27 protein-coding genes, 1 tRNA gene and 1 pseudogene are annotated in these 25004 nt (G+C 63.8%); 15 read left to right on the plus strand and 14 right to left on the minus strand.

Annotated elements, in window-relative coordinates; translation table 11 throughout:
- Positions 1–19: 19 nt before the first annotated feature.
- The 3 genes from CWO91_RS17895 to CWO91_RS17905 form a co-directional block, all read right to left on the minus strand.
- Complete coding sequence (locus tag CWO91_RS17895) at positions 20–817, minus strand: acyl-CoA thioesterase domain-containing protein (protein ID WP_130214912.1); 798 nt, start codon at positions 815–817, stop codon at positions 20–22.
- 210 nt (positions 818–1027) lie between these two features.
- Positions 1028–2203, minus strand: a complete 1176-nt coding sequence (gene queG / locus CWO91_RS17900; RefSeq protein WP_130214872.1) for a tRNA epoxyqueuosine(34) reductase QueG — start codon at positions 2201–2203, stop codon at positions 1028–1030.
- Entirely contained in the window at positions 2152–2844 is a 693-nt protein-coding gene (locus tag CWO91_RS17905; RefSeq protein WP_128930451.1) for a glutathione S-transferase family protein, read from the minus strand. The genes queG and CWO91_RS17905 overlap by 52 nt, the downstream gene beginning before the upstream one ends.
- Before the next feature lie 169 nt (positions 2845–3013).
- Between CWO91_RS17905 and CWO91_RS17910 the strand changes: the two genes are divergently transcribed.
- The 3 genes from CWO91_RS17910 (at position 3014) to CWO91_RS17920 (ending at position 6075) form a co-directional block, all read left to right on the plus strand.
- The gene (locus tag CWO91_RS17910; protein WP_130214874.1) at positions 3014–3820 is read left to right on the plus strand and encodes an undecaprenyl-diphosphate phosphatase; all 807 of its coding nucleotides are present in this window, start codon (positions 3014–3016) and stop codon (positions 3818–3820) included.
- Between the two features lie 185 nt (positions 3821–4005).
- A complete protein-coding gene (locus tag CWO91_RS17915; RefSeq protein WP_130214876.1) occupies positions 4006–5331 on the plus strand; it encodes an FAD-binding oxidoreductase in 1326 nt (441 codons plus the stop codon).
- A gap of 3 nt (positions 5332–5334) precedes the next feature.
- Positions 5335–6075, plus strand: coding sequence for an SDR family oxidoreductase (locus CWO91_RS17920; RefSeq protein WP_130214878.1), 741 nt, complete (start codon positions 5335–5337; stop codon positions 6073–6075).
- A gap of 187 nt (positions 6076–6262) precedes the next feature.
- Here the strand turns inward: CWO91_RS17920 and CWO91_RS17925 are convergent, their stop codons facing one another.
- Positions 6263–7228, minus strand: a complete 966-nt coding sequence (locus CWO91_RS17925) for a complex I NDUFA9 subunit family protein (protein WP_130214880.1) — start codon at positions 7226–7228, stop codon at positions 6263–6265.
- A gap of 151 nt (positions 7229–7379) precedes the next feature.
- On the opposite strand from CWO91_RS17925, the gene CWO91_RS17930 reads away from it, so the two are divergent.
- From CWO91_RS17930 to CWO91_RS45460, 3 genes are all read left to right on the plus strand, one after another.
- Positions 7380–7466: transfer RNA gene (locus CWO91_RS17930), tRNA-Leu, on the plus strand.
- A gap of 192 nt (positions 7467–7658) precedes the next feature.
- Positions 7659–7868, plus strand: a complete 210-nt coding sequence (locus tag CWO91_RS17935; RefSeq protein WP_130214882.1) for an addiction module protein — start codon at positions 7659–7661, stop codon at positions 7866–7868.
- Complete coding sequence (locus tag CWO91_RS45460) at positions 7869–8162, plus strand: type II toxin-antitoxin system RelE/ParE family toxin (RefSeq protein WP_130214884.1); 294 nt, start codon at positions 7869–7871, stop codon at positions 8160–8162. It abuts the gene before it with no gap.
- A 257-nt stretch (positions 8163–8419) separates the two neighbouring features.
- Here the strand turns inward: CWO91_RS45460 and CWO91_RS17945 are convergent, their stop codons facing one another.
- Together CWO91_RS17945 and CWO91_RS17950 are read right to left on the minus strand one after the other, a co-directional pair.
- Positions 8420–8866: a hypothetical protein gene (locus tag CWO91_RS17945; RefSeq protein ID WP_130214886.1), complete on the minus strand. Its 447-nt coding sequence runs from the start codon at positions 8864–8866 to the stop codon at positions 8420–8422.
- A 25-nt stretch (positions 8867–8891) separates the two neighbouring features.
- Positions 8892–9260, minus strand: a complete 369-nt coding sequence (locus CWO91_RS17950) for an antibiotic biosynthesis monooxygenase family protein (protein WP_130214888.1) — start codon at positions 9258–9260, stop codon at positions 8892–8894.
- Positions 9261–9356: 96 nt separating this feature from the next.
- Here CWO91_RS17950 and CWO91_RS17955 point away from each other — a divergent pair, with 96 nt between their 5' ends.
- Positions 9357–9833 carry a MarR family winged helix-turn-helix transcriptional regulator gene (locus CWO91_RS17955; protein ID WP_130214890.1) on the plus strand — a complete coding sequence of 159 codons (477 nt, stop codon included), beginning with the start codon at positions 9357–9359 and terminating at the stop codon, positions 9831–9833.
- 87 nt (positions 9834–9920) lie between these two features.
- Here CWO91_RS17955 and CWO91_RS17960 read toward each other — a convergent pair.
- Positions 9921–10852: pseudogene (locus tag CWO91_RS17960) on the minus strand (MFS transporter).
- A 276-nt stretch (positions 10853–11128) separates the two neighbouring features.
- Between CWO91_RS17960 and CWO91_RS17965 the strand changes: the two are divergent.
- The 8 genes from CWO91_RS17965 (at position 11129) to ptsN (ending at position 19233) form a co-directional block, all read left to right on the plus strand.
- Positions 11129–12454: a UbiA family prenyltransferase gene (locus tag CWO91_RS17965; RefSeq protein ID WP_130214892.1), complete on the plus strand. Its 1326-nt coding sequence runs from the start codon at positions 11129–11131 to the stop codon at positions 12452–12454.
- A gap of 114 nt (positions 12455–12568) precedes the next feature.
- Positions 12569–13183, plus strand: coding sequence for a ribonuclease D (locus tag CWO91_RS17970; RefSeq protein WP_128930442.1), 615 nt, complete (start codon positions 12569–12571; stop codon positions 13181–13183).
- 145 nt (positions 13184–13328) lie between these two features.
- Positions 13329–14057, plus strand: coding sequence for an LPS export ABC transporter periplasmic protein LptC (gene lptC, locus CWO91_RS17975; protein ID WP_130214894.1), 729 nt, complete (start codon positions 13329–13331; stop codon positions 14055–14057).
- A gap of 5 nt (positions 14058–14062) precedes the next feature.
- Complete coding sequence (locus tag CWO91_RS17980) at positions 14063–14773, plus strand: LptA/OstA family protein (RefSeq protein WP_165405525.1); 711 nt, start codon at positions 14063–14065, stop codon at positions 14771–14773.
- Positions 14774–15020: 247 nt separating this feature from the next.
- Positions 15021–16031, plus strand: a complete 1011-nt coding sequence (gene lptB / locus CWO91_RS17985) for an LPS export ABC transporter ATP-binding protein (RefSeq protein ID WP_128930439.1) — start codon at positions 15021–15023, stop codon at positions 16029–16031.
- Between the two features lie 89 nt (positions 16032–16120).
- The gene (gene rpoN / locus CWO91_RS17990; RefSeq protein ID WP_130214898.1) at positions 16121–17761 is read left to right on the plus strand and encodes an RNA polymerase factor sigma-54; all 1641 of its coding nucleotides are present in this window, start codon (positions 16121–16123) and stop codon (positions 17759–17761) included.
- Positions 17762–17959: 198 nt separating this feature from the next.
- Positions 17960–18562, plus strand: coding sequence for a ribosome hibernation-promoting factor, HPF/YfiA family (gene hpf, locus CWO91_RS17995; RefSeq protein ID WP_130214900.1), 603 nt, complete (start codon positions 17960–17962; stop codon positions 18560–18562).
- 209 nt (positions 18563–18771) lie between these two features.
- Entirely contained in the window at positions 18772–19233 is a 462-nt protein-coding gene (gene ptsN / locus CWO91_RS18000; RefSeq protein WP_091882367.1) for a PTS IIA-like nitrogen regulatory protein PtsN, read from the plus strand.
- A gap of 303 nt (positions 19234–19536) precedes the next feature.
- Here ptsN and CWO91_RS18005 read toward each other — a convergent pair whose 3' ends face one another.
- From CWO91_RS18005 to CWO91_RS43025, 7 genes are all read right to left on the minus strand, one after another.
- Entirely contained in the window at positions 19537–19809 is a 273-nt protein-coding gene (locus CWO91_RS18005) for a DUF1150 family protein (protein ID WP_035704148.1), read from the minus strand.
- Between the two features lie 50 nt (positions 19810–19859).
- Positions 19860–20285: an Hsp20 family protein gene (locus CWO91_RS18010; RefSeq protein WP_091882361.1), complete on the minus strand. Its 426-nt coding sequence runs from the start codon at positions 20283–20285 to the stop codon at positions 19860–19862.
- Positions 20286–20530: 245 nt separating this feature from the next.
- Positions 20531–21613, minus strand: coding sequence for a sn-glycerol-3-phosphate import ATP-binding protein UgpC (locus CWO91_RS18015; RefSeq protein WP_130214902.1), 1083 nt, complete (start codon positions 21611–21613; stop codon positions 20531–20533).
- Between the two features lie 20 nt (positions 21614–21633).
- Positions 21634–22482: a sn-glycerol-3-phosphate ABC transporter permease UgpE gene (ugpE, locus tag CWO91_RS18020; RefSeq protein WP_091882354.1), complete on the minus strand. Its 849-nt coding sequence runs from the start codon at positions 22480–22482 to the stop codon at positions 21634–21636.
- Positions 22482–23363, minus strand: a complete 882-nt coding sequence (gene ugpA / locus CWO91_RS18025) for a sn-glycerol-3-phosphate ABC transporter permease UgpA (RefSeq protein WP_091882351.1) — start codon at positions 23361–23363, stop codon at positions 22482–22484. The genes ugpE and ugpA overlap by 1 nt, the downstream gene beginning before the upstream one ends.
- 49 nt (positions 23364–23412) lie before the next feature.
- Positions 23413–24729, minus strand: coding sequence for a sn-glycerol-3-phosphate ABC transporter substrate-binding protein UgpB (gene ugpB, locus CWO91_RS18030; RefSeq protein ID WP_130214904.1), 1317 nt, complete (start codon positions 24727–24729; stop codon positions 23413–23415).
- A gap of 21 nt (positions 24730–24750) precedes the next feature.
- On the minus strand, positions 24751–25004 hold a 254-nt coding region (locus CWO91_RS43025), incomplete at its 5' end, for a hypothetical protein (protein ID WP_165405526.1).

Consider the following 25004-nt stretch of genomic DNA (forward strand, 5'->3'; position numbering starts at 1 on the left):
TGGAGAGAGGCGCGCGCCCCTACCGTTTCGATGGATTCACCATCGGCTTGCGCTGCGCCAGCGCGGCGACCGTGGCGGTGCCGATGGGCCCCTCTTCGTCATAGAGCCAGCATTCGCCGATCGCGACGCCGTCGGTGGCGTGATGGTTCACCACCTCGAAGCCGATCCAGTTCGTGACCGGCAGGCGATGCAGGTAGATCGTGACGTCGCTGTTGATGTAGCCGAGCCCCTTGTCGCCGGCGTTGGCGAACGGGCTAGCGAAATCGGCACCAACAGCGACATGGACGAACGGCGTCATCGGCACGCCCGCAACGAGCTCGCGCACCTCGCTCATCCAGAGCCGGCGCGGACCGAGCGAGCCCATATGGCCGACGATCGGCCGCGTCGTCCATTTGCCGTTCATGCCGAGCCTGGGATCGGTCGGCTTTGGAATGTCGGCCGGCTTCGGCACGTCCCAGTTCGGCGGCGACCAGACGTTACCTTCCGGATTCTGTGTCCGCCGCAACAGCTGGCACGAGGCGCGCGCCATGCTGACGCCGCCGGAGACGAACTCCGCCTCCACCACGCGGATGCGCAGGCCGTCGCGCACCAGCCGCGTCGTCACTTCGATCGGCTTGTCGATGGTCGGCAGCCGAAACATGTCGACGGTGAGTCGTGCCGGCACGAACTCGGGGCCGGAATAGCGCTCCTCGATGGCGAAGCCGAGCAGCCCGATGATGACGCGCCCGTGCAGCGATTTCGGATCCCACGGACCGTTGGCGACTTCCGTCGGATGGAAGGTGTCGCCGTCGCGGGTGAAGAAAGGCATATTTGTCATGACGCGCGAGATTGAAGAAACGCGCTGGGAAATCAAGATGGTACAGGGTGCCGAACGGCGCTCGCGCTCCGCGTCATTGCGAGGAGCTCTTGCGACAAAGCAATCCAGACTGCCTCTGCGGAAAGATTCTGGATTGCTTCGCTGCGCTCGCAATGACGGAGGATGTGGCACTGACGCTGGTTCAGATGTGAGTCGCGGATGAGGAAAATTTCAGGAAGCAGCGTGCCACTCCTTACGAACGCTCTCGTCAGACTCTCCATCCATCGCAGCGCTCTTCATCGCCGCAAACTCCTCCTCCGACATTAACTGCCCCAGCGCCCACGCCGCAGCTCCGCGCACCAGCGGGCTCGCATCCTGCAGCAATCGCCGCGCCTCCGCAGCCAGCGCCACCTCCCCGGAGTTGCCAATCGCGATCAGCACGTTCCGCACAAACCGGTCGCGGCCGATGCGCTTGATCGGCGACTTCGTGAACAGCGCGCGGAATGAAGCGTCGTCGAGCCGTGCCAGCTCAGCGAGACCGGGTGCGCGTAATTCGTCGCGCGCGGCGAGCTTGGCCTCGCGCCCCTCCTGCGCGAACTTGTTCCAGGGGCAAGCGGCAAGGCAATCATCGCAGCCATAGATGCGATTGCCGATGCTCTTGCGAAATTCGTGCGGGATCGGCCCCTTGTTTTCGATGGTGAGATACGAGATGCAGCGCCGTGCATCGAGCTTGTAGGGCGCGGGGAACGCCGCGGTTGGGCAGATGTCGAGACAGGCGCGGCACGAGCCGCAATGGTCGATCTCCGCATCGTCGCGCGGCAGTTCCAGCGTGGTGTAGATTGCACCGAGGAACAGCCAGGAGCCGAACTCGCGCGAGACGAGATTGGTGTGCTTGCCCTGCCAGCCCAGATGCGCGGCTTGCGCCAAGGGTTTCTCCATCACGGCCGCAGTGTCGACGAACACCTTCACGTCCGATGGCGCGGTCGCCACCAGCCAGCGCGCCAGCGCCTTCAGCCGCTTCTTGATGAGGTCGTGATAGTCGTCGCCCTGCGCATAGACCGAGATCGCCGCACGCGTGCGCTGCTTCAGGATCGCAAGCGGATCCTGGTCGGGGCCGTAATTGACGCCGAGCATGATCACCGAGCGCACGTCCTGCCACAGCCCGCGCGGATCGACGCGGCGCTCGGGGCTTGCGGCCAGCCAGTCCATGTCGCCATGGCCGCCGGATGCGATGAATTCGAGGAAGTATTTTCCGGCGCTCTCGATCGTGCCCGGTGCGGTGATGCCGATGCAGTCGAAGCCGAGCGCGCGCGCTTCGCGCGCAAGCGCCGTCTTCAGTTCAGCCGGAGCGGAGCTCAGAAATCCAGGTCCACGTAAGTCCGCGACGCCGGCACGCCGGCCAGCCATTCGCTGAGCAGCGGACGGAACGACGGGCGGGATTTGACCCGCGCGTACCACGCCTTTGCTGCGTCGTCCTCGCTCCATGGCACGTCGCCCAGATAGTCGATCGCCGAGAGATGCGCCGCGGCGGCGAGATCCGCGTAGGTGAGCCGGTCGCCCGCGAGGAAGTTGCGCGTCTGCGCCAGCCAGCCGATATAGGCCAGATGATAGCGCACGTTGGCCTTGGCGGCGCGCATCACGTCGGCCGAAGGCGGGCCGCCGCCGTCCTCCTCGCTCATGAACCGCTTGTAGATGCGCTCGGTGACGAGAGGGTGCGAGACCTCCTCGAAGAATTTTTCGTTGAACCAGGCCATCAGCCGGCGCACCTCGACCCGCTCGCCGATCGTTTGCGGCATCAGGCGCTTGGGTCCCATCTCGGCGCCATGGGCCTCGTCGACATATTCGGCGATGATCGCCGCGCCCGGTATGGGCGGCTGCTCGTCGTCCACCAGAACCGGCGTCGTTCCCGCCGCATTGAGCAGCAGAAACGCCTCGCGCCGCTCCCAGCTGCGCTCTTCGACCAGCTTCAGGTCGAGCCCGTATTCGCCCGCGATCAGGCGGATGAAGCGCGAATGCGGGCAGAACGGATGATGAAACAGCGTAAACATGAAGCCTTTGACTATTTGATGGTGCTTAAGAATCCATCAATGTTTGTGCGGCGCCACACTAGTTCCTCAAAACCGCGAAGCAAGGGCGTGATGTCGCATTTTGCGATTGCGGCATGGGGGCGAATAGGCGAGAAGAGCCCCGCTTTTCCAGCCGAAATGGACCGTAAATATGTCAGATGCAATACGGGCAGTGATCCTCGGCATCATCGAGGGGGTGACCGAGTTCCTTCCCGTGTCCTCGACCGGCCACCTCTTGCTTGCCGAGCGCTTCTTCCACCTCGGTGAAGGAGCCTTCTGGGATTCGTTTACGGTTCTGATCCAGCTGGGTGCGATCCTCGCGATCGTCGGGCTCTACTTCAAGAAGCTGTGGGACGTCGCAATTGGCCTGTTCACGGGCGATGCCTATGCGCGCCGCTTCGTGATCGGCGTGCTGGTGGCGTTCCTGCCGGCCGTGATCGTCGGTCTCGTCGCCGGCAAGTACATCAAGAGCGTGCTGTTCAATCCGTGGGTCGTGTGCTTCACGCTGATCGTCGGCGGCGCCATCCTGCTCTGGGTCGACAGGCTCGAGCTCAAGCCGCGCGAGTATGATGCCACCAAGTTTCCGCTGTTGATGTATCTCTATATCGGCATCGCGCAGTGCGTGGCGATGATCCCCGGCGTGTCGCGTTCCGGCGCCAGCATCGTGGCCGCCATGCTGCTCGGTGCGGACAAGCGCGCCGCGGCGGAGTTTTCCTTCTTCCTCGCCATCCCCACCATGATCGGCGCGTTCGCCTACGATTTCTACAAGAACCGCTCCGAGATGACGATGGATCACATGAACATCGTCACGATCGGCTTCGTGGTGTCGTTCATCACCGCGATCATCGTGGTCAAGACGTTTTTGACCTACGTCACTCGGCACGGTTTCATGCTGTTCGCCTGGTGGCGCGTCATCGTCGGCACGCTCGGCCTGATCGCGCTGGCGCTGGGGCACTAAAGCGCCTGGCTGTAGCCCGGATGGAGCGCAAGCGTAATCCGGGATCGTGCCACAAGCGATGCCGGCCCCGGATTACGCTGCGCTCCATCCGGGCTACGCCCCTACCACGCTTTCAACGCAAAATAAGCTTTTGATCGGTAGTCAGTTTCCAACGCCGGGCGCGCGCCCGGCACAGGAGCTGAACCATGACCCTCGTCAGCGGCTGGGGGCGTTTTCCGGTCGTCGATAGCGATGTGCTGCGGCCGCGCTCGTTCGCGGCGGTCGGCGAGGCTGTCTCGGCCGGCACCGTCGCGCGCGGCAATGGCCGCGCCTATGGCGATGCCGCGATCGGCGCCGCCAGGACCGTCGCGATGACGGGGTTCGACCGGGTCAGGTGGTTCGATCCGGCGACCGGACGCATCCGCCTCGAGGCCGGCATGCTGCTGTCGGACCTGATCGAGACATTCGGCCCGCGCGGCTTCCTGCCCTTCGTCGTTCCCGGCACGCGCTTCGTGTCAATCGGCGGCGCGATTGCTGCCGACGTGCACGGCAAGAACCATCATTGCGAGGGCGGCTTCGGCCGCTATGTCGAGAGTATTTTGCTGCGCACCGGACAGGGCGAGGTGATCGAAGCCTCGCGCGAGCAGAACTCCGATGCGTTCTTTGCGACCGTCGGCGGCATGGGCCTGACCGGAATCATCCTCGAGGCGACGATGCGGTTGCGTCCAGCCGAAACGGGATGGATCCGCGAGCGGGTGATCTCCGCGTCCGACCTCGACGCCGCGATGCGCGCGCTCGATGCGAGCGATTCCGCGACCTATTCGGTGGCCTGGATCGATTGTGTCGCGCGCGGCAAGGATCTCGGCCGCGCGCTGATTTATCTCGGCGAGCACGCCGGCAAAGACGAGCTTGCGGCTGGCGCCGCTGCATTTCCTGTCGGCAAAGATCCCGGCCTCCGCGTGCCCGTCGATCTGCCCTCGATGACGCTGAACCGCACCAGCATCCGCGCCTTTAATGAGCTGTACTACCGCATGGGCGCGCGGCGCGCCGGCGGCAGCCAGGTGGTCTCGCTCTATCCGTATTTCTTTCCGCTCGACAGCCTCAAAGACTGGAATCGCATCTATGGCAAGCGCGGCTTCCTCCAGCATCAATGCGTGATCCCGGAGCAGGGGGCACGCGCGGTGCTCGGCGACATCCTCGAGCGCGTCGCGCGTCGCGGCGATGCCTCCTTCCTCGCCGTGCTCAAGAAGCTCGGGCAAGGCGACGGCATCCTGTCGTTTCCGCTGCCCGGCTACACGCTCGCGTTGGATTTCCCGCTGAAGCGCGACATCCTGAATTTCCTCGACGAGATCGATCGCCTGGTCGTCGCTGCCGGCGGCCGGCTGTATCTCGCCAAGGATGCGCGCCAGTCGCGCGCGACGTTCGCCGCCGGCTATCCGGCCTTGTCGCGCTTCAATGCGATCCGCAAATCGCTCGATCCCGCCGGGACCATCCGCTCGAAACTTTCACAACGCCTGTTTGATGAGGTCTAGGCCGTGACGTCACGCAAGTCAGTATTGGTGCTGGGTGGCTCCTCCGACATCGGCCGCGCCGCCGCGCGCGCCTTTGCCAAAGCGGGATACGACGTCGCCCTCGCAGGCCGCGACGTCGCCGTGCTGGAGCCTGACGCCGCCGATCTGCGCGCGCGCTACAACATCGAGGTCGGACTCCATAAATTCGATGTGCTCGACACTGCGTCGTTCGAGAGCTTTGTCGGCGGCCTGTCGGCGCTGCCTGACGTCGTTGTCTCGATCGTCGGTTTGCTCGGCGTGCAGGAGACCGCACAGAGCGATCTCGCCCACGCCACCATGATCATGCGCTCCAACTACGAAGGCCCCTCGCTGATCCTCGGCCTGTTCGCGGAAAAATTTCTGGCGCGCGGCAATGGCACGATCGTCGGCGTGTCGTCCGTTGCCGGCGATCGCGGCCGCGCCTCGAACTATGTCTACGGCTCGGCCAAGGCGGGCTTCTCCGCGTTCCTGTCGGGCTTACGCGCCCGCGCCAGCCGCGGTGGCGTGCACGTCGTCACCGTAAAACCCGGCTTCGTCCGCACCAAGATGACGGAAGGCATGAAGCTGATCGGCCCGCTCACAGTGGAGGCGCCGGTGGTCGGCGATGCGATCCTTCAGGCCGTCGAGAGGAAAGCCGACGTCGTCTATGTCAGCGGCAAATGGCGCCTGGTGATGCTGATCATCAAGACGCTGCCGGAAGCGATCTTCAAGAAGCTGAAGTTTTGACGCTGTCGCCGCACCGGCGGTGCGCTCCCTCCCCCGCTTGCGGGGGAGGGTCGGGGAGAGGGTGTCTCCACAGAGAGACTCCCAATGAGGAGAAAGCCCTCACCCGGATCCCTTCGGACCATGCTTCGCATCGCCGAGCGCGATCCGACCTCTCCCGCAAAGCAAGCGGGAGAGGTGAAAGAAAACCTCACGCGCTCTTGCGCTGGAACTGGCCTGCCGCGCGGAAACGCCAGAGATATTGCGGGGCAATGGTCTCGAGCGAATCGGCCGTGATGCCGAGCCCTTCCAGGGTCAGCCCCGCCGCCTTCGCCGCATCCGACACGACATTGTCGCGCTCGAGCATCGTGACCTGGTCCGGCGTCAGCTTCAGCGCGCCCGGCGCGAATTGCAGGAAGTTAGCCTTGAAGCGGGCGAGCCCGAACGGCAGCGGGATCAGCATCCGCTGGCGATTGGTGATTGCGAGGATGGCCTCGATGATCTGGCGCATGGTCAGCACGTCCGGCCCGCCGAGTTCGTAGGTCGCGCCCGCCTTGGCCTTGCCGTCGACGGCGTCGGCGATCGCGGTGGCGACGTCGCCGACATAGACCGGCTGTACCTTGGTCTCGCCGCCGATCAGCGGCAGCACCGGCGAGATCCGGGCCAGCGCGGCAAAGCGGTTGGTGAACTGGTCCTCGGGCCCGAACATCAGGGAGGGGCGGAAGATCGTCGCCGACGGCACAGCTGCCCTTACCGCCTCCTCCCCGGCCGCCTTGGCCTTGGCATAGCGCGAGGGCGATTTGGCGTCGGCGCCGATGGCGGAGACATGCACCAGGCTGGCGCCGGCGGCGGCCGCTGCCTTGGCGACGGTTTCGGCACCCTTGGCCTGGACGGCGTCAAAGGTCTGCTGGCCGCCCTCGGTGAGCACGCCCACGAGGTTGATCACGACGTGCGAATCACGCAGCGCCGCCTCGACCGAGGCCGGATAGCGCAGGTTCGCCTGCACGGTGTGGACCTGCCCGACCTTGCCGGAGGGCTGGAGGTATCCGGCGAGTTCCGGCCGCCGCACCGCGACCCGGATCCGGTAATCGCGCTTGCACAGGGCGCGGACGACATTCCGGCCTAAAAACCCCGATCCGCCGAAAACCGTGACGAGCGTGTCCAGATTCGATGCCATGGGGTCGGTTCCTGCAGGTGGGGTAACATGTTGTCAGGCTTGTATCGGGCCGGTTTGCGATGCGCAATCGGCATCCCGAAGCAGCCTTCACGCATGAATTGACAACGGCGTCACCGAACCGTAGTAACCGCCTCCGTGCCCCAAACGGCATGCCCAGGTGGTGGAATTGGTAGACGCGCTGGCTTCAGGTGCCAGTGGCTTAACGGCCGTGAAGGTTCGAGTCCTTTCCTGGGCACCATTTTTTCCTTTCGATGCCCCCTCGAAGCGTAATCCGGGCGGACGGTGGGTCATCTGGCCCGGTCCAATGTTGCGAAATTGGTCCAGGATCGTCGGATCCAGCCCTTTCCGCGGGGCGTCGCAGTCGCTATTTTTCTCGACGAGACCGCGAAGGTTGTGATTTCGTTGGCAAAAGGGCCGAAGGGTTCGGATCATGGCAACGCTCGACATCAGCCGTTTGACGCCCAAGGAGCGGCTCGATCTCATCGGGGAGCTTTGGGACAGCCTCTCCTCTGCTGACGTGCCGTTGACCCCGGCGCACGAAGCCGAACTCGACCGGCGGCTTGCGAGTTTCGAACAGGACCGCCGCGAAGCAATTCCTTGGGAGGATATTGACGCTGAGCTTGACCGCCGGTCGCGATAAGTGGCCAGGCTTCTCTTTACGCAAGCGGCTCGAGCCGACCTCGCCGACGCAGTCAACTGGTACGACACTCACGCTCCGCATGTTGTGCCGCAATTTCGCGACGCCTTGCGCTCCGCGCTGATCCGGATCGCGGAGAATCCCAAGCAGTTTCCGCCGGCCCTCAAAAACACACGCCGCGCGTTGCTACGCCGCTTCCCCTACATCCTCGTGTTTCGTGAGATGCACGACGCAGTCTACGTCGTTGCGGTGTTTCACACGAGTCGTGATCCCTTGATTTGGAAGCGACGCTCATAGCTCCGTTCTGCTCGATGACGCATCGAGGTTGCGCGCCAGCTGATCCTCCAGGAGGCCGGCATCATCGCGCTGATCGAGCGCAGCGTTCGCGGCATGCAGTGATTGGGGCTGGATGCGGCCTCGCGCGTCGAAGAAGCTAAGCTCCGCAGATCGCCATCTGCTTAGCCAAGCGTTCCGCGCCATCGGGCGCGATGCACAATTCCAGATTCCTCGCACTTTCCTCGGCTGCCTCCTTGGATCGTGCGAACATCTTCATTTCATACGAGGCGGGCGCGGAAGCGGCCCTTCATCTTGAAGCCGTCCCGCATATTGAGACCGAGAAGAACGATGTTGGTCGCGCCGGCAAGCAGCTCGAGCGCCTGCACCGCGTAGAACGTCGAGTCGAACTCGGCGGCCTTCGCCTTGGAAGCTAGAAACAGGGCAGCGGGAATGAGGATCAAGATGCCGTTGCCGGCGATGAACGGCATACGTTTGATCTTCGCGTCGATCAGGCTAGCACGGCGCTCCTTGGCGAGGAAGAACCCCGAGCCTCCCGTCACCGCCAGCGCCGGAACCAACAACAGGAAGCCCCAGGGGATGGCCGTTTTGACCATGGTCACGCTCGCATGTGACGCAAGCATCTCCGCGCGAGCCGTGGAAAGCCAGAAGGTCGCAACAGTCGTCAGTGCGACCGCGCCTGCTATCGGGTGGATGATCTTGGTCATCGGATCCTGCCGTTTTCGAAGCGAGCTACGCGACGCAGACGCCGGGCACGGCGACCTTCTGGAACAGGTGCGGCGAGGCGACAGCGGAGGAGGGATAGGCTGAGATCTTCGATCTGAACTCAGGGTGCGTGAACGCAGCCCGGAAGTGGGCGGTCGATTCCCAGACGGCATAGTTCAGATAGGTCGGGCTTTCGCCGATCGCGCGGTGAAGCTGGGTGGAGATGAAGCCCGGCTGCCGCTTCATGAAGGCGGCATCGTCCTGCCAGACCTGGAGGAAGCTCTGCTCGTCGGCCTTGTCGAGAGTGAAGACATTCACCAGGACGACAGGGCTGGCATCGATGCCGAGCTGACGGTCAATCGGAAAGGCGGGGTCCAGTGGGCGTAAGTGCGACATATGAAGCCTCCATGCGGTTGGTTGCATGATGTCATTATGGTACGATGCTATATACCAACTTGACATTATAATGTCAATACAGGCTTATGGTGACAGATGCTGAAATCCGAACGAACGCCGGCCGCCGATACTCTGACCAACCTCATGCTTGACTTGTTCCGGCTGAACAGCCTGCTCTTGACCGCAGGCGACCGTTTGGTGGCCCGCCTCGGGCTCACGAGCGCCCGCTGGCAAATCCTCGGCGCCATCGTGCACGCAGAGCGCCCCCAGCCAGTCGCATGGCTTGCCCGCGATCTGGGGGCCAACCGCCAGAACGTGCAGCGGATCGTCAACGATCTCCACGCCGAAGGGCTTGTGGCGTTCGAGGCCAACCCGCATCACCGGCGAGCCCAACTTGTCGTCCTGACCGACAAGGGACGGCGCGCCTTCGATGCCGCCATGGCTTTGCAGGCGCCGTGGGCCAACGGCCTCTCGGAAGGGCTCGCGGTCAAGGACCTGCAAGCCGTTCACCGTGTCGTTACGGCGCTGCGGAAGAAACTGGAGAGCAACGATGAGCCTGAAGAGCGAGCCTAATTGAGCGGTCGGGCGATGACTTATTGGGATCGCCGAATTATCGCCGCCGCAACGGGCTATCGGTAGGACAAATCAGCCCGCCCGCCCTCACACCACCCGCTTCCCCGCCCGCTCCGCCACCGCCTTCTGCACAAAATACATCGCGACCAGCGAGACGATCGAGGTCGCGACGACGATGTAGCCTAGGCGATCGAAATGGATCAGCGAGCCGTCCGCCTGCTGCGCGATGATGGCGGCGGCGAGCACCGAGCCGAGCCCGCCGGAGAGCTGCTGAAGCGAGGCGCTGACCGCGCTGAACGAGCCGCGCTGGCTCGGATCGGGGATCGCCGACATCAAGGCCTGCGACGGGATCATGCGTGAGAAGATGCCGACGAACATCAAGACGTTGACAAGGATCGCGGTCGCCAGCGAGACGTGACCGAGATGGGTGTAGATCAGCACCATGATCACCGACACCACGCTGCCGAACACGAAGGTCGGATATTTGCCGAACGCGTCGCTCGCCCGGCCGACCAGCGGCCCGGTGACGATGCTGAACAGGCCCGAGACGAGATAGATCGTCGGCAGATGCGTAATGTCGATGCCGAGATTGTGCACGGTGAAGGCGCTGGAGAACGGCATCAGCATGTAGCCGCCGGTCGCCAGCAGCGTCGTGACGGCGAAAGCCAGCGTATAGCGCGTCTGTCCGACCGTCGCGATCAGATGGCGGAACGGGTTTCTGTCCTGCTTCAATTTCAGGTGCGCATCGACCGGCTCCATGACCAGGGCGATGATCGCGATCGCGGCGATCGACACCACGACGATCGCGGCGAAGCAGACATGCCAGTTCCAGTGATTGGCGAGAAACAGCCCGGCGGGAATGCCGAGCACCTGGCTCGCGGCGACATGATGATGAAATCGAGGATGATCGTGAACTGGGTGAACGCGAGCAGCGCGATGAGGAGCGCCTGATAGCGCGAAAAGCCGCGTTGGCGTTCCCTTGGGTCGTCGACGGGCGCGGCGAGCGTCTGTTCGGTCATGGCACCTGATTCAGGGTGAGGGCGACGGGGCGCGAGATACTGGCAGATAGGGTGGACGGGAACGATGTCCACGGGGTGCAAGGCAAAAGCTCCGCCGGAACAGGACGCGCGGGGCGGGTTGTGGGATCCGGGCAACAGGGCCTCCGGTTGAGGCCGCGCGCTCTCCGGGCGAATTAAGCCGCCCTTAGCGAATGCCTCTTAGGCTCGCGGCCATCCATTTCCCCTGCTCCCCGGCCTTTGGGCCGGTCATTTGGCGGCAAGTAAGAGCGTTTTTGGATGGAGCAGCCTGCCCGGCAGTACGATTCTGGCGCCCCGGCACCGTCGGCAATTGCGGCGGCTGGGCGGACGCTTGTCGTCGATCTGGAAGGCGCGCTGCTGCGTTCCGAACTGCTGATGGAAGCGCTGTTCAGTGCGCCCGGCCGCATGCTCGCCCGCTTCGGCGCAGGCGGACGCCCGGGCATGGCGGCGCTCACGGATATCCTGGCGCGGGCGGAGATCGACTATGCCCATCTGCCCTATGATTCCGATGTGCTGAACCGGGCGCTGGCGGCGCGGGCGCGGGGCGCGAAGATCTATCTGGTCGCCGGACGTTTCGCCGATCATGCGGCGGGCATTGCCGCGCATCTTGGTTTTGACGGCGTCGTGAGGCCGGCCGATCTTGCTGCGGGCAACACGCTGCCGTTCGATCGCGGCGCGATCGAGCGCATCGACGACCGAAGCGGAAGTCGCGTCAGCCTAAAAACCTGGGCCAAGGCGCTGCGCGTCTATCAATACGCCAAGAATACGCTGGTGTTCGTGCCGGCGCTCACCGCGCATCAGCTGAACCTTGCGACGCTCGGCTATGCGCTGCTGGCGTTCATGGCGTTCTCGGCCTGCGTGTCGGGTGCCTATCTGATGAACGACCTCTTGGATCTCGCGGCCGACCGGCAGCATCCAACCAAGCGCCATCGCGCACTCGCGGCCGGCGATTTGCCGATCTCCTCCGCGCTATCAGCAATCCCTGCGCTGTGGCTGTTCGCGCTCGTCGCCGGCCTCTGCATCTCACCTCTCTTCCTCGGCGTGCTCGGCGCCTACCTCGTCACCACGATCGCCTATTCGCTCGCGCTCAAGCGTAAGATGCTGGTCGACGTGGTGACGCTGTCGGGCCTCTACAGCTTGCGCATCATCGCCGGCGCGGTCGGCGTCGGCGTGGTGCTGTCGGAATGGCTGTTGATCTTCTCGCTGTTCGTGTTCACCTCGTTGGCGCTGATCAAGCGCTTCAGCGAGCTCAGCATGCGCGAGAGCGCGGGCCTCGCCGATCCCTCCAACCGCGACTACAGGATCACCGATCTGCATGTCATCGCCGCGATGGCGGCGGCGAGCGCGATGAACGCGGTGACCGTGTTCTCGCTCTACGTCTCCTCCTCCGCGGTGACGCCGCTCTACAGCCACCCCTGGATGCTGTGGCTGCTCAACCCGCTGCTGCTCTACTGGTTCGGCCGCGCCCTGATGATGGCGCACCGCCGCGAGATGCCTGACGATCCCATCATCTACGCTTTCCGCGACGGCCCCAGCCGCATCACGGTGGCGGCGATGATCTGCATCATGCTGGCGGCGATCTGACCGGGCCCGTAAGGTCACGGCCGGCGCTTGCGCGGCGTGCTGCGAGTGGATACATCGCGGGTAATCCCGATTAGCCTAGTCTGCCGACCGATCGATTCGAGGTTTTGAAACGCCATGACCGTACGCCTGCATCGCGGCGACCTGCCCGACCTGTCCCGCTACACCGGAGCGGTGGCGATCGACACCGAGACCATGGGGCTGAACCCGCACCGCGACCGGCTCTGCGTGGTGCAGCTCTCGCCCGGCGACGGCAGCGCCGACGTGGTGCAGATCCCCAAGGGCCACACCGACGCGCCGAACCTGAAGGCGCTGCTGGCCAATCCCGCCATCACCAAGATCTTCCACTTTGCGCGGTTCGACATCGCGGTGCTGTACCAGACCTTTGGGGTCATGACCGGGCCGATCTACTGCACCAAGATCGCCTCCCGCCTGACCCGCACCTATACCGACCGCCATGGCCTGAAAGACCTCGTGCGCGAGGTGCTCAACATCGACCTCTCCAAGCAGCAGCAGTCCAGCGACTGGGGCTCCGACAGCCTGACCGAGCCGCAGCTCGCCTATGCCGCCTCCGACGTGCTGCATCTGCACGGCTTGCGCGAGCGGCTCGATGCCATGCTGGTGCGGGAAGGCCGCACCCAGCTGGCGCAGGCCTGTTTCGACTTCCTGCCGACCCGCGCCCTGCTCGACCTCCAGGGCTGGGCGGAAGAGGACATTTTCGCGCATTCCTGACGCCTCCTGTGGCCGCTAGGTTCAGGGCCGCCGCCCCGTTTCGGACACTTTCGTAACGGCCTGTCGCCGGCTGCATATTTCGGCGGCGCCGGGTACAATGGGGCGTCCTTCGACTGGACAAGGTTAGCGACGCGCTGGAGCAGCGGTGAACTCGGCCCAGAATCCCACCTACGACGCCGCGCTTGCGGCGAAGTTCGCCAGCGCGGCGCGCCACAGCCGCTTGGTGCGGATTCTGCGCGTCTCCGTTCCGGCGACGGTGGTCGTGGCCATGGCCGTGATCATCTATGTCGCGTTTTTCAACAAATTCCGGATTCCGGAGTTGCCGCTGACGGTCGAAAACATGGTCGTGTCGGGCACCAAGATCACGATGGAATCGCCGCATCTCGCCGGCTTCACGCCGGACCAGCGGCCCTACGAGCTCTGGGCCAAGACCGCAACGCAGGACATCACCGACCCCGATCATGTCGATCTTTCGGATCTGCGCGCGAAGGTGCTGATGGAGGATCAATCCACCCTGTTCCTCGACGCTCGCACCGGCCGTTTCGACAACAAGCAGCAGCAGCTCGATCTGCACAAGGACATCTTGCTGCGTACCTCCACCGGCTATGAGGCGCGGCTGAACTCCGCCTTCGTCGACATGAACAAGGGCACGGTCACTTCCGACGAACGCGTCGACGTCAAGCTGACCAACGGCACGCTGACGGCGGACCGGCTGCGGATCACGGAAGGCGGCGATCTCATCCGCTTCGAAGGCAACGTGGTGATGCATCTGGATAAGCTGGACGACACCGCCGCCGCGCAGCCTGCGCCACCCGATCCAGCGCCACCTGCGAAGACGCGCACGCCTCAGAACAAGCCTGCCAATTCAAAGTGATTTTCATGATCAGTTTTTTTCCGCGCCACGACAACAAACGGAGCGCCATCATCAACGCGGCCGCGCTTGCCGCCACTGTCGTGCTGGTGGCAACAGGTGGCGCGGTGGCACAGAGCGCGATGCAAGGCGTGCCCAACGCGATGCAGGGCTTTTCGCAAAACCGCGATCAGCCGATCCAGATCGAGGCCGCTTCGCTCGAGATGCGCGACAAGAAGAAGGAGGCGACCTTCGCCGGCAATGTGAAGGTCGTGCAGGGCGACACCACCATGACCTCGAAAACGCTGGTGGTGTTTTACGAGTCGAGCGGCGGCGACAAGCCTGCCGCGCCGCAGCCCGCGGCGAAGGGCGCGAAGGCGGCACCGATGCAGTCGGCAACGCCCGGCCCGGGCGGCAGCTCCGCGATCAAGCGGCTGGAGGCGCGCGGCAATGTCGTGGTCACCCAGAAGGACCAGGTGGTGACGGGCGAGACCGCCGTGTTCGATACCAAGACCAACCTCATCACCATGCTCGGCGGCGTGGTCTTGACGCAGTGCAAGAACGTGCTGCGCGGCGACCGTCTGATGGTCGACATGACGACAGGCGTGTCGCGTGTGGAATCCGACAGTGGTCGGGTCCAGGCCCTGCTGCCGCAGGGCGGCAGCAGTGATTGCGGCCAGGGCGCCAAACCCGGCGCGGCGCCGCCTCTGCAGTTGCCAGGCGCAAGTAAACAAAAGTAAATTCAATCACTTGTCTCGGATGCTCCCGATCCGAGGTTGAAGCTTGGCCGGCGAGACTGTATCTAGCGCGAAGGGCTTTCGAAGCGGGGTTCGCCGCTTTTCGGGCGTGTTTCACTGGGCATGAGACATCCCTTCACTCAGGCTGCACCGGCAAATCGCAAGGCCGGGGCGGCAGATCGCGGCATCACGCGCGGATCATCGTGCAGGATTGTCGTGCAGGATCGTCGTGAAAGGCTAGAAGGCGGGGATGGTCGATCTCTTCAGCATGTTCCGTCGGCGCCCCGCCAAACGCGGCCGGCCAGGATTTGCGCGTCAGGACATCACCGCGCTCGGTGACAACGTTGGCGGTCTCGTGACCAGCCCGGTGCGGGACGCGCCGCCGCTCGCCCGTGACCAGGCGATGCGGGCGCCTGACCAGTTCCAGGGCGACTACCAGGCCGACTATCAAGCCGAGCCGCCGCGTCCGCAGGCGGTTCACCCCGTCAGGGCCGCCAGCAGGTCCAATGGCACAGGCGGGCCGCAGCTGCTGCGGCGGCCCGGCTTCCTGGCTGTGCATAGCGTGGAAAAGGCCTTTGGCAGCCGCCAGGTGGTGCGTGGCGTCAGCATCTATGTGCGCCGTGGCGAAGCCGTCGGCCTGCTCGGCCCGAACGGCGCCGGCAAGACCACCGTGTTCTACATGATCACCGGCCTGATCAAGGCCGATCGCGGCGCGATCGAGCTCGACGGCCACGACGTCACGAAACTCCCGATGTATCAGCGCGCGCGCCTCGGCATCGGCTATCTGCCGCAGGAGGCCTCGATCTTCCGCGGCCTCACCGTCGAGCAGAACATCCGCGCCGTGCTCGAAGTGGTCGAGCCCTCGCGCAAGAAGCGCGAGCAGCAGCTCGATTCACTGCTCGACGAGTTCAACATCACGCGCCTGCGGAAATCGCCGTCGATTGCGCTATCAGGCGGTGAGCGCCGCCGCGTCGAGATCGCGCGCGCGCTGGCGACGCGGCCGAACTACATGCTGCTTGACGAGCCCTTCGCCGGCATCGACCCGATCGCGGTTGGCGACATCCAGGATCTCGTCCGCCATCTCACCAATCGCGGCATCGGCGTCTTGATCACCGACCACAATGTGCGCGAGACGCTCGGCCTCACCGATCGCGCCTACATCGTCTATGCCGGCGAAATCTTGACCGAGGGTACCCCGGATGAGATCGTCGCCGATCCGGACGTGCGCCGGCTTTACCTTGGCGAGGAATTCCGTCTCTAGCCCGTTTTTGCGTTCGTCAAGACGTGTACATCGGGGTCGGACTAGGATAAGCAAAAATCGGACCAATTTTTGGGAACGGTTCTTGCTTCATGGCGCTCACGCAGAGATTAGAGTTCCGGCAATCGCAGTCGCTGGTTATGACGCCGCAGCTGATGCAGGCGATCAAGCTGCTGCAATTGTCCAATCTCGATCTCACGACCTTCGTGGAGGAGGAACTCGAGCGTAACCCCTTGCTGGAGCGGGCCAATGACGAGACCGGCGGCGAAGCTCCTGTCGAGGCCGGCCGGTTCAGCGACGGCGACGAGGCCGGCGGCCAAGGCGATGGTAACGGCGACAGTCTTGGCGACGACGGCTTTGGCGGCAGCGCGGAGGCGTTCGAGCCCGGCCAGGAAGAATGGATGAGCAAGGATCTCGGCACCCGCGCCGAGATCGAGCAGACCCTGGACACCGGCCTCGACAACGTCTTCTCCGAGGAGCCGGCCGAGGCGGCCGCGCGCAATGCCCAGGACGCCGCGCCGACGACCTACACCGAGTGGGGCGGCGGCGCCTCCGGGGATGAAGACTACAATCTCGAGGCCTTCGTCGCCGCCGAGATGACGCTGTCGGACCATCTTGCCGAGCAGCTCTCGGTCGCCTTCACCGCGCCGGCGCAGCGCATGATCGGCCAGTACCTGATCGACCTCGTCGATGAGGCCGGCTACCTGCCGCCGGATCTCGGCCAGGCCGTCGAGCGTCTCGGCGCATCGCAACAGGATGTCGAGGACGTCCTTGCCGTGCTGCAAAAATTCGATCCGCCCGGCGTCTGTGCGCGCAATTTGAGCGAATGCCTGGCGATCCAGCTGCGCGAGCTCGACCGCTACGATCCGGCCATGCAGGCGCTGGTCGAGCATCTCGATCTCCTCGCCAAGCGCGACATCGCGTCCTTGCGCAAGCTCTGCGGCGTCGACGACGAGGACATCGCCGACATGATCGGCGAGATCCGCCGCCTCAATCCCAAGCCCGGCATGAAGTTCGGCTCGGCGCGGCTCCAGACCATGGTGCCCGATGTCTATGTCCGCCCGGGTCCCGACGGCGGCTGGCACGTCGAGCTCAACAGCGACACCCTGCCGCGCGTGCTGGTCAACCAGACCTACTATTCCGAGCTGTCGAAGAAGATCGGCAAGGACGGCGACAAGTCCTACTTCACCGATGCGCTTCAGAACGCGACCTGGCTGGTGCGCGCGCTCGACCAGCGCGCCCGCACCATCCTGAAAGTTGCAACCGAGATCGTGCGCCAGCAGGACGGCTTCTTCACCCGTGGCGTGGCACACTTGCGGCCGCTCAATCTCAAGGCCGTCGCCGACGCCATCCAGATGCATGAATCCACGGTGTCGCGCGTCACCGCCAACAAATACATGGCGACCAATCGCGGCACGTTCGAGCTGAAATATTTCTTCACCGCCTCGATCGCCTCGGCCGACGGCGGCGAGGCGCATTCCGCCGAAGCCGTTCGCCACCACATCAAGCAGCTGATCGATTCGGAAGAGCCCACGGCGATCCTGTCGGATGACACCATCGTGGAACGCTTGCGCGCCTCGGGCATTGATATTGCCCGCCGCACGGTCGCGAAGTACCGCGAAGCCATGCGCATACCCTCCTCGGTGCAACGTCGCCGCGACAAGCAGAGCGCCCTTGGTAACGTCCTCTCCACCGCAATGTCCGATCGCTCCCGCAACACCGAGCCGGCCTGATTGCGCCGGGGCGAAATCGCGCTACTCTCACCTCCCCATTGAGACCGATCCAAGCATGCGCATGAACCGGAAAAGTGCACAGCGGTTTTCCCTCCCGACAAATGCGGAACGCGTTTGCGGGAAGATCATGCGCAGGGAACAACTTCAGCTGCGGTGACCCGTCATCGCAGCTGAGGCGCTAACCAAGCGAGGCATCACATGACTCTCCGGATTTCGGGCAAGAGCATCAGCGTCGGCGAGGCCCTGCGCGGCCGCGTTGCCGACCGCACCGACGAGGTGCTGCGCAAATATTTCGACGGCAACTATTCCGGCCACATCACGCTGAGCAAGGACGGCTTCGGCTTCCGCACCGATTGCGCGCTGCACCTCGATTCGGGAATCACCCTGGAAGCCGATTCGAACGCGCCGGATGCCTATGCCAGCGCCGACCAGGCGCTGCTGATGATCGAGAAGCGGCTGCGCCGCTACAAGAACCGCCTCAAGGACCGTTCCGCCCGCAAGGCCCATGCCGCCACCGAGGCGATGGCTGCGCTCAATGCCACGAGCTATGTGCTCGAGGCGCCCGAGGGCGAGGACGAGGGCTCAGGCTACAGTCCCGTGATCATCGCGGAGCAGACCACCTCGCTCAGGCAGCTGTCGGTCAGCGAGGCCGTCATGGAACTCGACCTCAGCGGGGCGCCTTGCCTGGTCTTCCAGCACGGCTCCTCGGGCCGGGTGAACATCATTTACCGCCGCGCCGACGGCAATGTGGGCTGGATCGACCCTCCGGCCGGCAAAACAGACCTCAAGGTGGACGGTTAATGGTCCCGCACCCTCCGCAAGCCCCAACAATGACCGTGGGCAAAGCCGCACGCGGGAGTTGGCACCGGGATTGCGTTGGAGTAGAAGCGCCCCACATCAGGACCGGGGCTAAGTCCCCCTCCTGCTTCATGTTATTGACGCCGGCCCAGCTTGGTCTTCCAAGATGGCCAAATCGGAACTGACGGTTTAATTCACCTCGGAAAGCTTCCATGCCGATTACCGATCTGGTCGCACCCGAGGCGATTCTCCCGGCATTGAAAGTCAACAGCAAGAAGCAGGCCTTGCAGGAACTCGCGGCCAAGGCCGCCGAGCTGACCGGGCAGAACGAGCGCTCCGTCTTCGAGGTGCTGCTTCAGCGCGAGAAGCTCGGCACCACCGCAGTCGGCTACGGCGTCGCCATTCCCCACGGCAAGCTGCCCAAGCTGGACAAGATCTTCGGCCTGTTCGCGCGCCTCGATCGTCCGATCGATTTCGAATCGATGGATGGCCAGCCGGTCGATCTCGTCTTCCTGCTGCTCGCCCCCGAAGGCGCCGGCGCCGACCACCTCAAAGCCCTTGCCCGCATCGCCCGCCTGCTGCGTGACCAGGACATCGCCAAAAAACTCCGCGCCTCGCGTGACGCCCAGGCGATCTATTCGGTGCTGGCGCTGCCGCCGGCGACGGCGGCCTGAGCGTCATTGCAATCGTAGCTCTCTCAACACCGTCATCGCCGACTGTAAGGGAGCGTGCCCCGGCCGCAACGCTTCGCGCTGCAGCGCGTCCGGGACACGAGAGTTGAGCACCCTGTAGCCTCACACTCCGTCATTGCGAGCGAAGCGAAGCAATCCAGAATCTGCGGAGGGATTCTGGATTGCTTCGTCGCTTCGCTCCTCGCAATGACGATGCCGAGACGATATCGCTCAAAATGAAAACGGGCACGCCTTCGCGTGAAGGCATGCCCGCTTGAATCTCTATTCGTGCGAACGCGCGTGCGCTCAGTGCACGCTCACCGCTTGCAGCTCGTTGCTCCAGGCGTTGGCGATCGCGGCTTCCCGGCTGTCGGTCAGCATGATCGGCGTGCCGTCGGCGGCGTGGAGCGCGAAGAGCTTGAGGCCCGGCGCAATCTTGGGCGCCTCGGGGAACAGGTCCGGCACGTCCTCGGAGCGGATCTGCTTCACATAGGCGATATGACCTTCGCCGAGGGTTGCCAGCGTCTCCGGAGAGACATTCTTGGCTTCATATTCGAACGCAACGTGACCTTCACTCATGGTCTCGACTCCTCTGGAACACTAAGCGGTCGAGTCCGCTACTCGTTCCATTATTCGTGCTCATTGATAGCGATTGTCTTAACGATCCTCTCCGGTTCAGGCCGGGCCAGATCGATCGACAACAGCCCGTTCTTCAGATCCGCGCCCAGCACCTGCATCCCCTCCGCCAGCACGAAGGTGCGCTGGAAGTGGCGCGCGGCGATGCCGCGATGGATGTATTGCCGGGTCTTGTCGTCCTGCTGCCGCCCGCGGATCACGAGCTGGTTTTCCTCAATGGTTACATCGAGTTGGTCGCGGGTGAATCCGGCGACCGCCAGCGTGATGCGCAAACGCTCGGGCTGGCCATCCGCGCGGTCGCACCTCTCGATATTGTAGGGAGGATAACCGTCGGCGCCTTTGACGACCCGATCGAGCACGCGCTCGATCTCGTCGAAGCCCAGCAGAAAGGGACTGGAGAGCGTTGGAACACGAGACATAGTTTACAAAGTCCTCGCAGAAGCGACTTTGGTGTTTCAGGGCCCGGAAGCGGCACCCCTTGGTCAGCAATATGGGCATATCTCCAAGGCGGTTCAAGCAGGTAGCCGGGGAGGCTGTGGATGCCCTGTTCCACCTGCGACCAGCACGGCGAATTTGCGGACGATTTATCCCAACGAAAACAAGCCCCTTCTACTGTGCATGGGGTTGTTTTCGCACTTTTTGGTTGGCCGGCTCCTGGAACCGGTCAGGCCTCGATCCGCTTGCGCCCGTCGCCGCTGAACAGGTGCAGCTTCGACCGCACCGCCGCGACGCGGATGTTCTGGCCGATCGCTGGCGCTTCGGTTCCGGGGATGCGGACGATGACCTCGCCCGGCGGCAGCTCGCCAGGGGTGGCGGCAACGCGCTGCTCCTCCTGCTGGCGCGAACCGTAGACGAAGGTTTCGGCACCGACGCGTTCGATCGCTTCCACCGTCAGCGGCAGCGCGACGCCGCCGGCCGGGGTCTGGTCGGTGATGACGAAGTCCTCCGGGCGGATGCCGACGATGCCGGCCTCGCCTGCACCATTGAGCTGCGATCTGATCTCGTCAGCGCGCGTCGACATCAAATTCATCGGTGGTGCCCCGATGAAGGAGGCGACGAAGGTAGTGGCCGGCTTCTCGTAGATCGCGAGTGGGTTGCCGATCTGCTCGACCTGGCCGCCATTCATCACCACCAGGATGTCGGCGAGCGTCATCGCCTCGAGCTGGTCATGGGTGACATAGATCGACGTGGTGTTGAGGCGGCGCTGCAATTTGCGGATCTCGACCCGCATCGCGATGCGCAGCTTGGCGTCGAGATTGGAGAGCGGCTCGTCGAACAAAAACACCTTTGGCTGGCGCACGATGGCGCGGCCCATGGCGACGCGCTGGCGCTGGCCGCCTGAAAGCTGGCGCGGCTTGCGCTCCAGCATGGCGGAGAGCTCGAGCACACGCGCGGCTTCCTCGACGCGGGTCTTGATCTCGGCTTCCGCCATGCCGCGATTGCGCAGGCCGTAAGCCATGTTGTTGTAGACGCTCATATGCGGATAGAGCGCGTAGTTCTGGAACACCATCGCGATGTCGCGATCGGCCGGCTCGATCTGGTTGACGACGCGGCCGCCGATGTCGATCTCGCCGCCGGTGACGGTCTCCAGCCCCGCGACCATGCGCAGCAATGTGGACTTGCCGCAGCCGCTTGGTCCGACCAGCACGCAGAACTGGCCGTCGCCGACATCGACGTCGACGCCCTTGATGGCTTCGAAGCCGCCGGGATAGGTCTTGCGGACGCTGCGCAGGGTGACGTTAGCCATGAAAACTCATTTCCAAGAACCTACTTTTCCGTCTCGACCAGGCCGCGCACGAACAGCTTCTGCATGGCGACGACGACGAACACCGGCGGCAGCATGGCCAGCACGGCGGTTGCCATCACGATCGGCCATTCGGTGAGTGCGTCGGTGGTGGTGATCATCTTGCGGATGCCGATCTGGATCGTCTGCATGTCGTCGCGGGTGGTGATCAGCAGCGGCCAGAGATATTGATTCCAACCGAGGATGAACAGGATCACGAACAGCGCCGCCATGTTGGTGCGCGACAGCGGCAGCAGCGTGTCCCAGAAGAAGCGGAAGGGACCGGCGCCGTCGATGCGTGACGCCTCCAGCAGTTCGTCCGGCACCGTCATGAAGAACTGTCGGAACAGCAGCGTCGCGGTGGCGGATGCGATCAGCGGCAGCGACAGGCCGGCATAGCTGTCGAGCATGTGCAGATCGGCGACGATCTTGTAGGTCGGATAGATGCGCACCTCGACCGGTAGCATCAGGGTGATGAAGATGAGCCAGAAGATCGGCATCCGGAACGGAAAGCGGAAATACACGATCGCATAGGCCGAGATGATCGAGATCGCGATCTTGCCGACCGCGATCAGCAGCGCCGTTATCAGCGAGTTCAGCATCATGTTGCCGACCGGCTCGCGGGTCGATCCGCTCGTGCCGACGAAGATGGTCTGATAGTAGGTCTGGAAGAAATGGCCGCCGGGCAGCAGCGACATCTGCCCGTTCGCGATCAGCGCGTTGTCCTGGGTCGAGGCGACAATCGCGATGTAGACGGGAAACGCGACGATCGCGATCCCGATCCAGAGGATGATGTGCGCGACGTAGCGCCGAAAGCCTTCTTCCTCGACCATCAGTAGGTCACCTTGCGTTCGACGAAGCGGAACTGGATCCCCGTCAGCACGATCACCATGATCATCAGGATCACCGATTGCGCCGCCGAGCTACCGAGATTGCCGCCGAGCAGGCCGTCGGAATAGACCTTGTAGACCAGCGTTTCCGTCGACTTGCCGGGACCACCGCGGGTCATGGTATCGATGATGCCGAAGGTATCGAAGAAGGCGTAGACGATGTTGACGACCAGCAGGAAGAAGATGGTCGGCGACAGCAGCGGGAAGGTCACGGTCCAGAACCTGCGCATCGGGCGCGCGCCGTCGATCGCGGCCGCCTCGAGCACGCTTCGGGGGATGCTCTGCAGGCCGGCGAGGAAGAACAGGAAGTTGTAGGAGATCTGCTTCCAGGCGGCGGCGAGGATGATCAGCGTTGCGGCCTGGTCGCCGTCGAGCAGCGGATTCCAGTCGACGCCGAGGGCGCGCAAGTACCGCGAGAGCACGCCCAGCGAGGGGTGCAGCATGAAGATCCAGAGCACGCCGACGACCGGCGGCGCCACCGCATAGGGCCAGATCAAGAGCGTGCGGTACAGCATCGAGCCGCGCAGCGGCTTGTCCGCCATCACCGCGAGCAGCAGTGCAAACGACAGCGACGAGACTGCGATGGCGAACGAGAAGAAGAAGGTCCGCACGATCGCCTCGAAATAGGCGCGGTCCTTCAGAAGCTCGAGATAATTGTCGAACCAGACGAAGCTGGTCGAAAGACCGAAGGCGTCCTGGAGCAGGAAGGACTGGATCACCGCCTGCCAGGCCGGCCAGTAGAAGAAAATCAGGACGATCGCGAGCTGCGGCGCAACCAGCGCGTAGGGCAATAGCTTCGATTGGAAAATGGCTTGCTTTTGCATGATGCCCGCAGGAGCGGCAGGCCGGGTTACCAGCCTGCCGCTGATCGCCTCACTTGACGGCGGTCTTTTCGAACTGGCGCAGCATCGTGTTGCCGCGCTCGACGGCGGCATCCAGCGCCTGCTTGGCGGTCTTCTTGCCGGCGAGCGCCTGCTCGATCTCTTCCGACCAGACGTCACGGAGCTGAACCATGTTGCCGAGGCGCAGGCCGCGCGAGTTCTCGGTCGGCTCCTTGTTGGTCAGCTCGAGCAGCGGGGTCTCGAGATAGGGCTGATCCTTGTAGAAGCCTTCCGCCTTGGCCTTCTCATAAGCCGCCTTGGTGATAGGCAGATAGCCCGAGGCCTTGTGGATGTAGACCTGGCGATCGGTGTCGGAGAGGAAGCTCAGGAATTTCGCGACACCCTTGTAATCGTCGGCCGACTTGCCGCCCATGACCCAGAGCGAGGCGCCGCCGATGATGGAGTTCTGCGGTGCGCCCTTCACGTCGGGATAATAGGGCATCGGGACGGCGGTGAAGGCGAACTTGGCCTGCGCCTTGACGTTGCCGAAGAACGCCGAGGAGGTCAAATAGAGCGGGCATTCGCCTGACGTGAAGCGGCCTTCACCGGTGTTGGTGCGGCCGGCATAGTCGTAGGTCTTGTCCTTCTGGAGCTCGACCAGCTTCTCGAGGTGCTTGACCTGGACCGGGCTGTTGAATTCGAGCACGGTGTCGAAACCGTCGAGGCCGTTGGCCTTGGTCGACAGCGGCACGTTGTGCCAGGCGGAGAGCTGCTCGAGATTGACCCAGGTAACCCAGGAGTTGGAGAAGCCGCAGGTCGGATGGCCGTTGTCGTGCAGCTTCTTGGCGGCGTCGAACACCTGAGGCCAGGTCTTCGGAATCTCGACATTGGCCTTCTTCAGCTCGTCGAGGTTGACCCACATCACCGTCGACGACGAGTTGAAGGGGAAGGACAGCATCTCGCCCTTCGAGGTCGAGTAGTAGCCGGTGATCGCGGGCAGGTAGGCCTTCGGATCGAACTTCTCGCCGGTCTCGGCCATCAGCTTGTACACCGGCTTCACGGCGCCGGTCGCGGCCATCATGGTCGCGGTGCCGACCTCGAACACCTGCATGATGTGCGGGGCGTTGCCGGCGCGGAAGGCGGCGATGCCGGCGTTCATCGTGTCGGCGTAATTGCCTTTGTAGGTCGGGATCACCTTGTAATCGCTCTGCGATGCGTTGAAGTCGTTCGCGAGCTTGACGATGACGTCGTTGTTCGCGCCGGTCATCGCATGCCACCACTGGATTTCCGTCACGGCCAGGGCCGGCGAGGCCGACAAGCCAACCGTGATTGCAACAGCCGCAGCCGCACCAAAATGTCGAAGAGCCATCAAGAAAACCTCCCTTGCCCGTCAATAAAGAAGCGCTTGCGCTAGCAGCGCCATATGACGTTCACATGACTGTGTAAGCGGCCGAAACGAAAGCGGCAAGCGCTGGAAAAGGGAAGCCGGAAAATAGGCGAAGACGTGCGTGCGACCGCGCCGCAGCATTTGGTTGGCGGCGAGCGGATCGATCAGCAGAGCTGGTAGCTCGTGGGCAATGCGTGCGGCCGCAAACTCGAAAACCTCTCCCGCTTGCTTGCGGGAGAGGTCGCGCCGAAGGCGCG

Source organism: Bradyrhizobium genosp. SA-3 (genome assembly GCF_004212635.1).
Classification (GTDB): domain Bacteria; phylum Pseudomonadota; class Alphaproteobacteria; order Rhizobiales; family Xanthobacteraceae; genus Bradyrhizobium.

Excerpts from the sequence above, each read along its gene's own strand:
- CWO91_RS17980 (WP_165405525.1), top strand. The coding sequence starts at position 14,063 with ATGATCAGTTTTTTTCCGCGCCACGACAACAAACGGAGCGCCATCATC.
- CWO91_RS17895 (WP_130214912.1), bottom strand. The coding sequence starts at position 817 with ATGACAAATATGCCTTTCTTCACCCGCGACGGCGACACCTTCCATCCG.
- ugpE (WP_091882354.1), bottom strand. The coding sequence starts at position 22,482 with ATGGTCGAGGAAGAAGGCTTTCGGCGCTACGTCGCGCACATCATCCTC.
- CWO91_RS17945 (WP_130214886.1), bottom strand. The coding sequence starts at position 8,866 with ATGACCAAGATCATCCACCCGATAGCAGGCGCGGTCGCACTGACGACT.
- ptsN (WP_091882367.1), top strand. The coding sequence starts at position 18,772 with ATGCCGATTACCGATCTGGTCGCACCCGAGGCGATTCTCCCGGCATTG.
- ugpA (WP_091882351.1), bottom strand. The coding sequence starts at position 23,363 with ATGCAAAAGCAAGCCATTTTCCAATCGAAGCTATTGCCCTACGCGCTG.
- ugpB (WP_130214904.1), bottom strand. The coding sequence starts at position 24,729 with ATGGCTCTTCGACATTTTGGTGCGGCTGCGGCTGTTGCAATCACGGTT.
- CWO91_RS18015 (WP_130214902.1), bottom strand. The coding sequence starts at position 21,613 with ATGGCTAACGTCACCCTGCGCAGCGTCCGCAAGACCTATCCCGGCGGC.
- hpf (WP_130214900.1), top strand. The coding sequence starts at position 17,960 with ATGACTCTCCGGATTTCGGGCAAGAGCATCAGCGTCGGCGAGGCCCTG.
- CWO91_RS17935 (WP_130214882.1), top strand. The coding sequence starts at position 7,659 with ATGGCAACGCTCGACATCAGCCGTTTGACGCCCAAGGAGCGGCTCGAT.
- CWO91_RS17925 (WP_130214880.1), bottom strand. The coding sequence starts at position 7,228 with ATGGCATCGAATCTGGACACGCTCGTCACGGTTTTCGGCGGATCGGGG.
- CWO91_RS18005 (WP_035704148.1), bottom strand. The coding sequence starts at position 19,809 with ATGAGTGAAGGTCACGTTGCGTTCGAATATGAAGCCAAGAATGTCTCT.
- rpoN (WP_130214898.1), top strand. The coding sequence starts at position 16,121 with ATGGCGCTCACGCAGAGATTAGAGTTCCGGCAATCGCAGTCGCTGGTT.
- CWO91_RS17950 (WP_130214888.1), bottom strand. The coding sequence starts at position 9,260 with ATGTCGCACTTACGCCCACTGGACCCCGCCTTTCCGATTGACCGTCAG.
- CWO91_RS17910 (WP_130214874.1), top strand. The coding sequence starts at position 3,014 with ATGTCAGATGCAATACGGGCAGTGATCCTCGGCATCATCGAGGGGGTG.
- CWO91_RS17915 (WP_130214876.1), top strand. The coding sequence starts at position 4,006 with ATGACCCTCGTCAGCGGCTGGGGGCGTTTTCCGGTCGTCGATAGCGAT.
- lptB (WP_128930439.1), top strand. The coding sequence starts at position 15,021 with ATGGTCGATCTCTTCAGCATGTTCCGTCGGCGCCCCGCCAAACGCGGC.
- CWO91_RS17955 (WP_130214890.1), top strand. The coding sequence starts at position 9,357 with ATGCTGAAATCCGAACGAACGCCGGCCGCCGATACTCTGACCAACCTC.
- CWO91_RS17965 (WP_130214892.1), top strand. The coding sequence starts at position 11,129 with ATGGAGCAGCCTGCCCGGCAGTACGATTCTGGCGCCCCGGCACCGTCG.
- queG (WP_130214872.1), bottom strand. The coding sequence starts at position 2,203 with ATGGCTGGCCGGCGTGCCGGCGTCGCGGACTTACGTGGACCTGGATTT.
- CWO91_RS18010 (WP_091882361.1), bottom strand. The coding sequence starts at position 20,285 with ATGTCTCGTGTTCCAACGCTCTCCAGTCCCTTTCTGCTGGGCTTCGAC.
- CWO91_RS17905 (WP_128930451.1), bottom strand. The coding sequence starts at position 2,844 with ATGTTTACGCTGTTTCATCATCCGTTCTGCCCGCATTCGCGCTTCATC.
- CWO91_RS17970 (WP_128930442.1), top strand. The coding sequence starts at position 12,569 with ATGACCGTACGCCTGCATCGCGGCGACCTGCCCGACCTGTCCCGCTAC.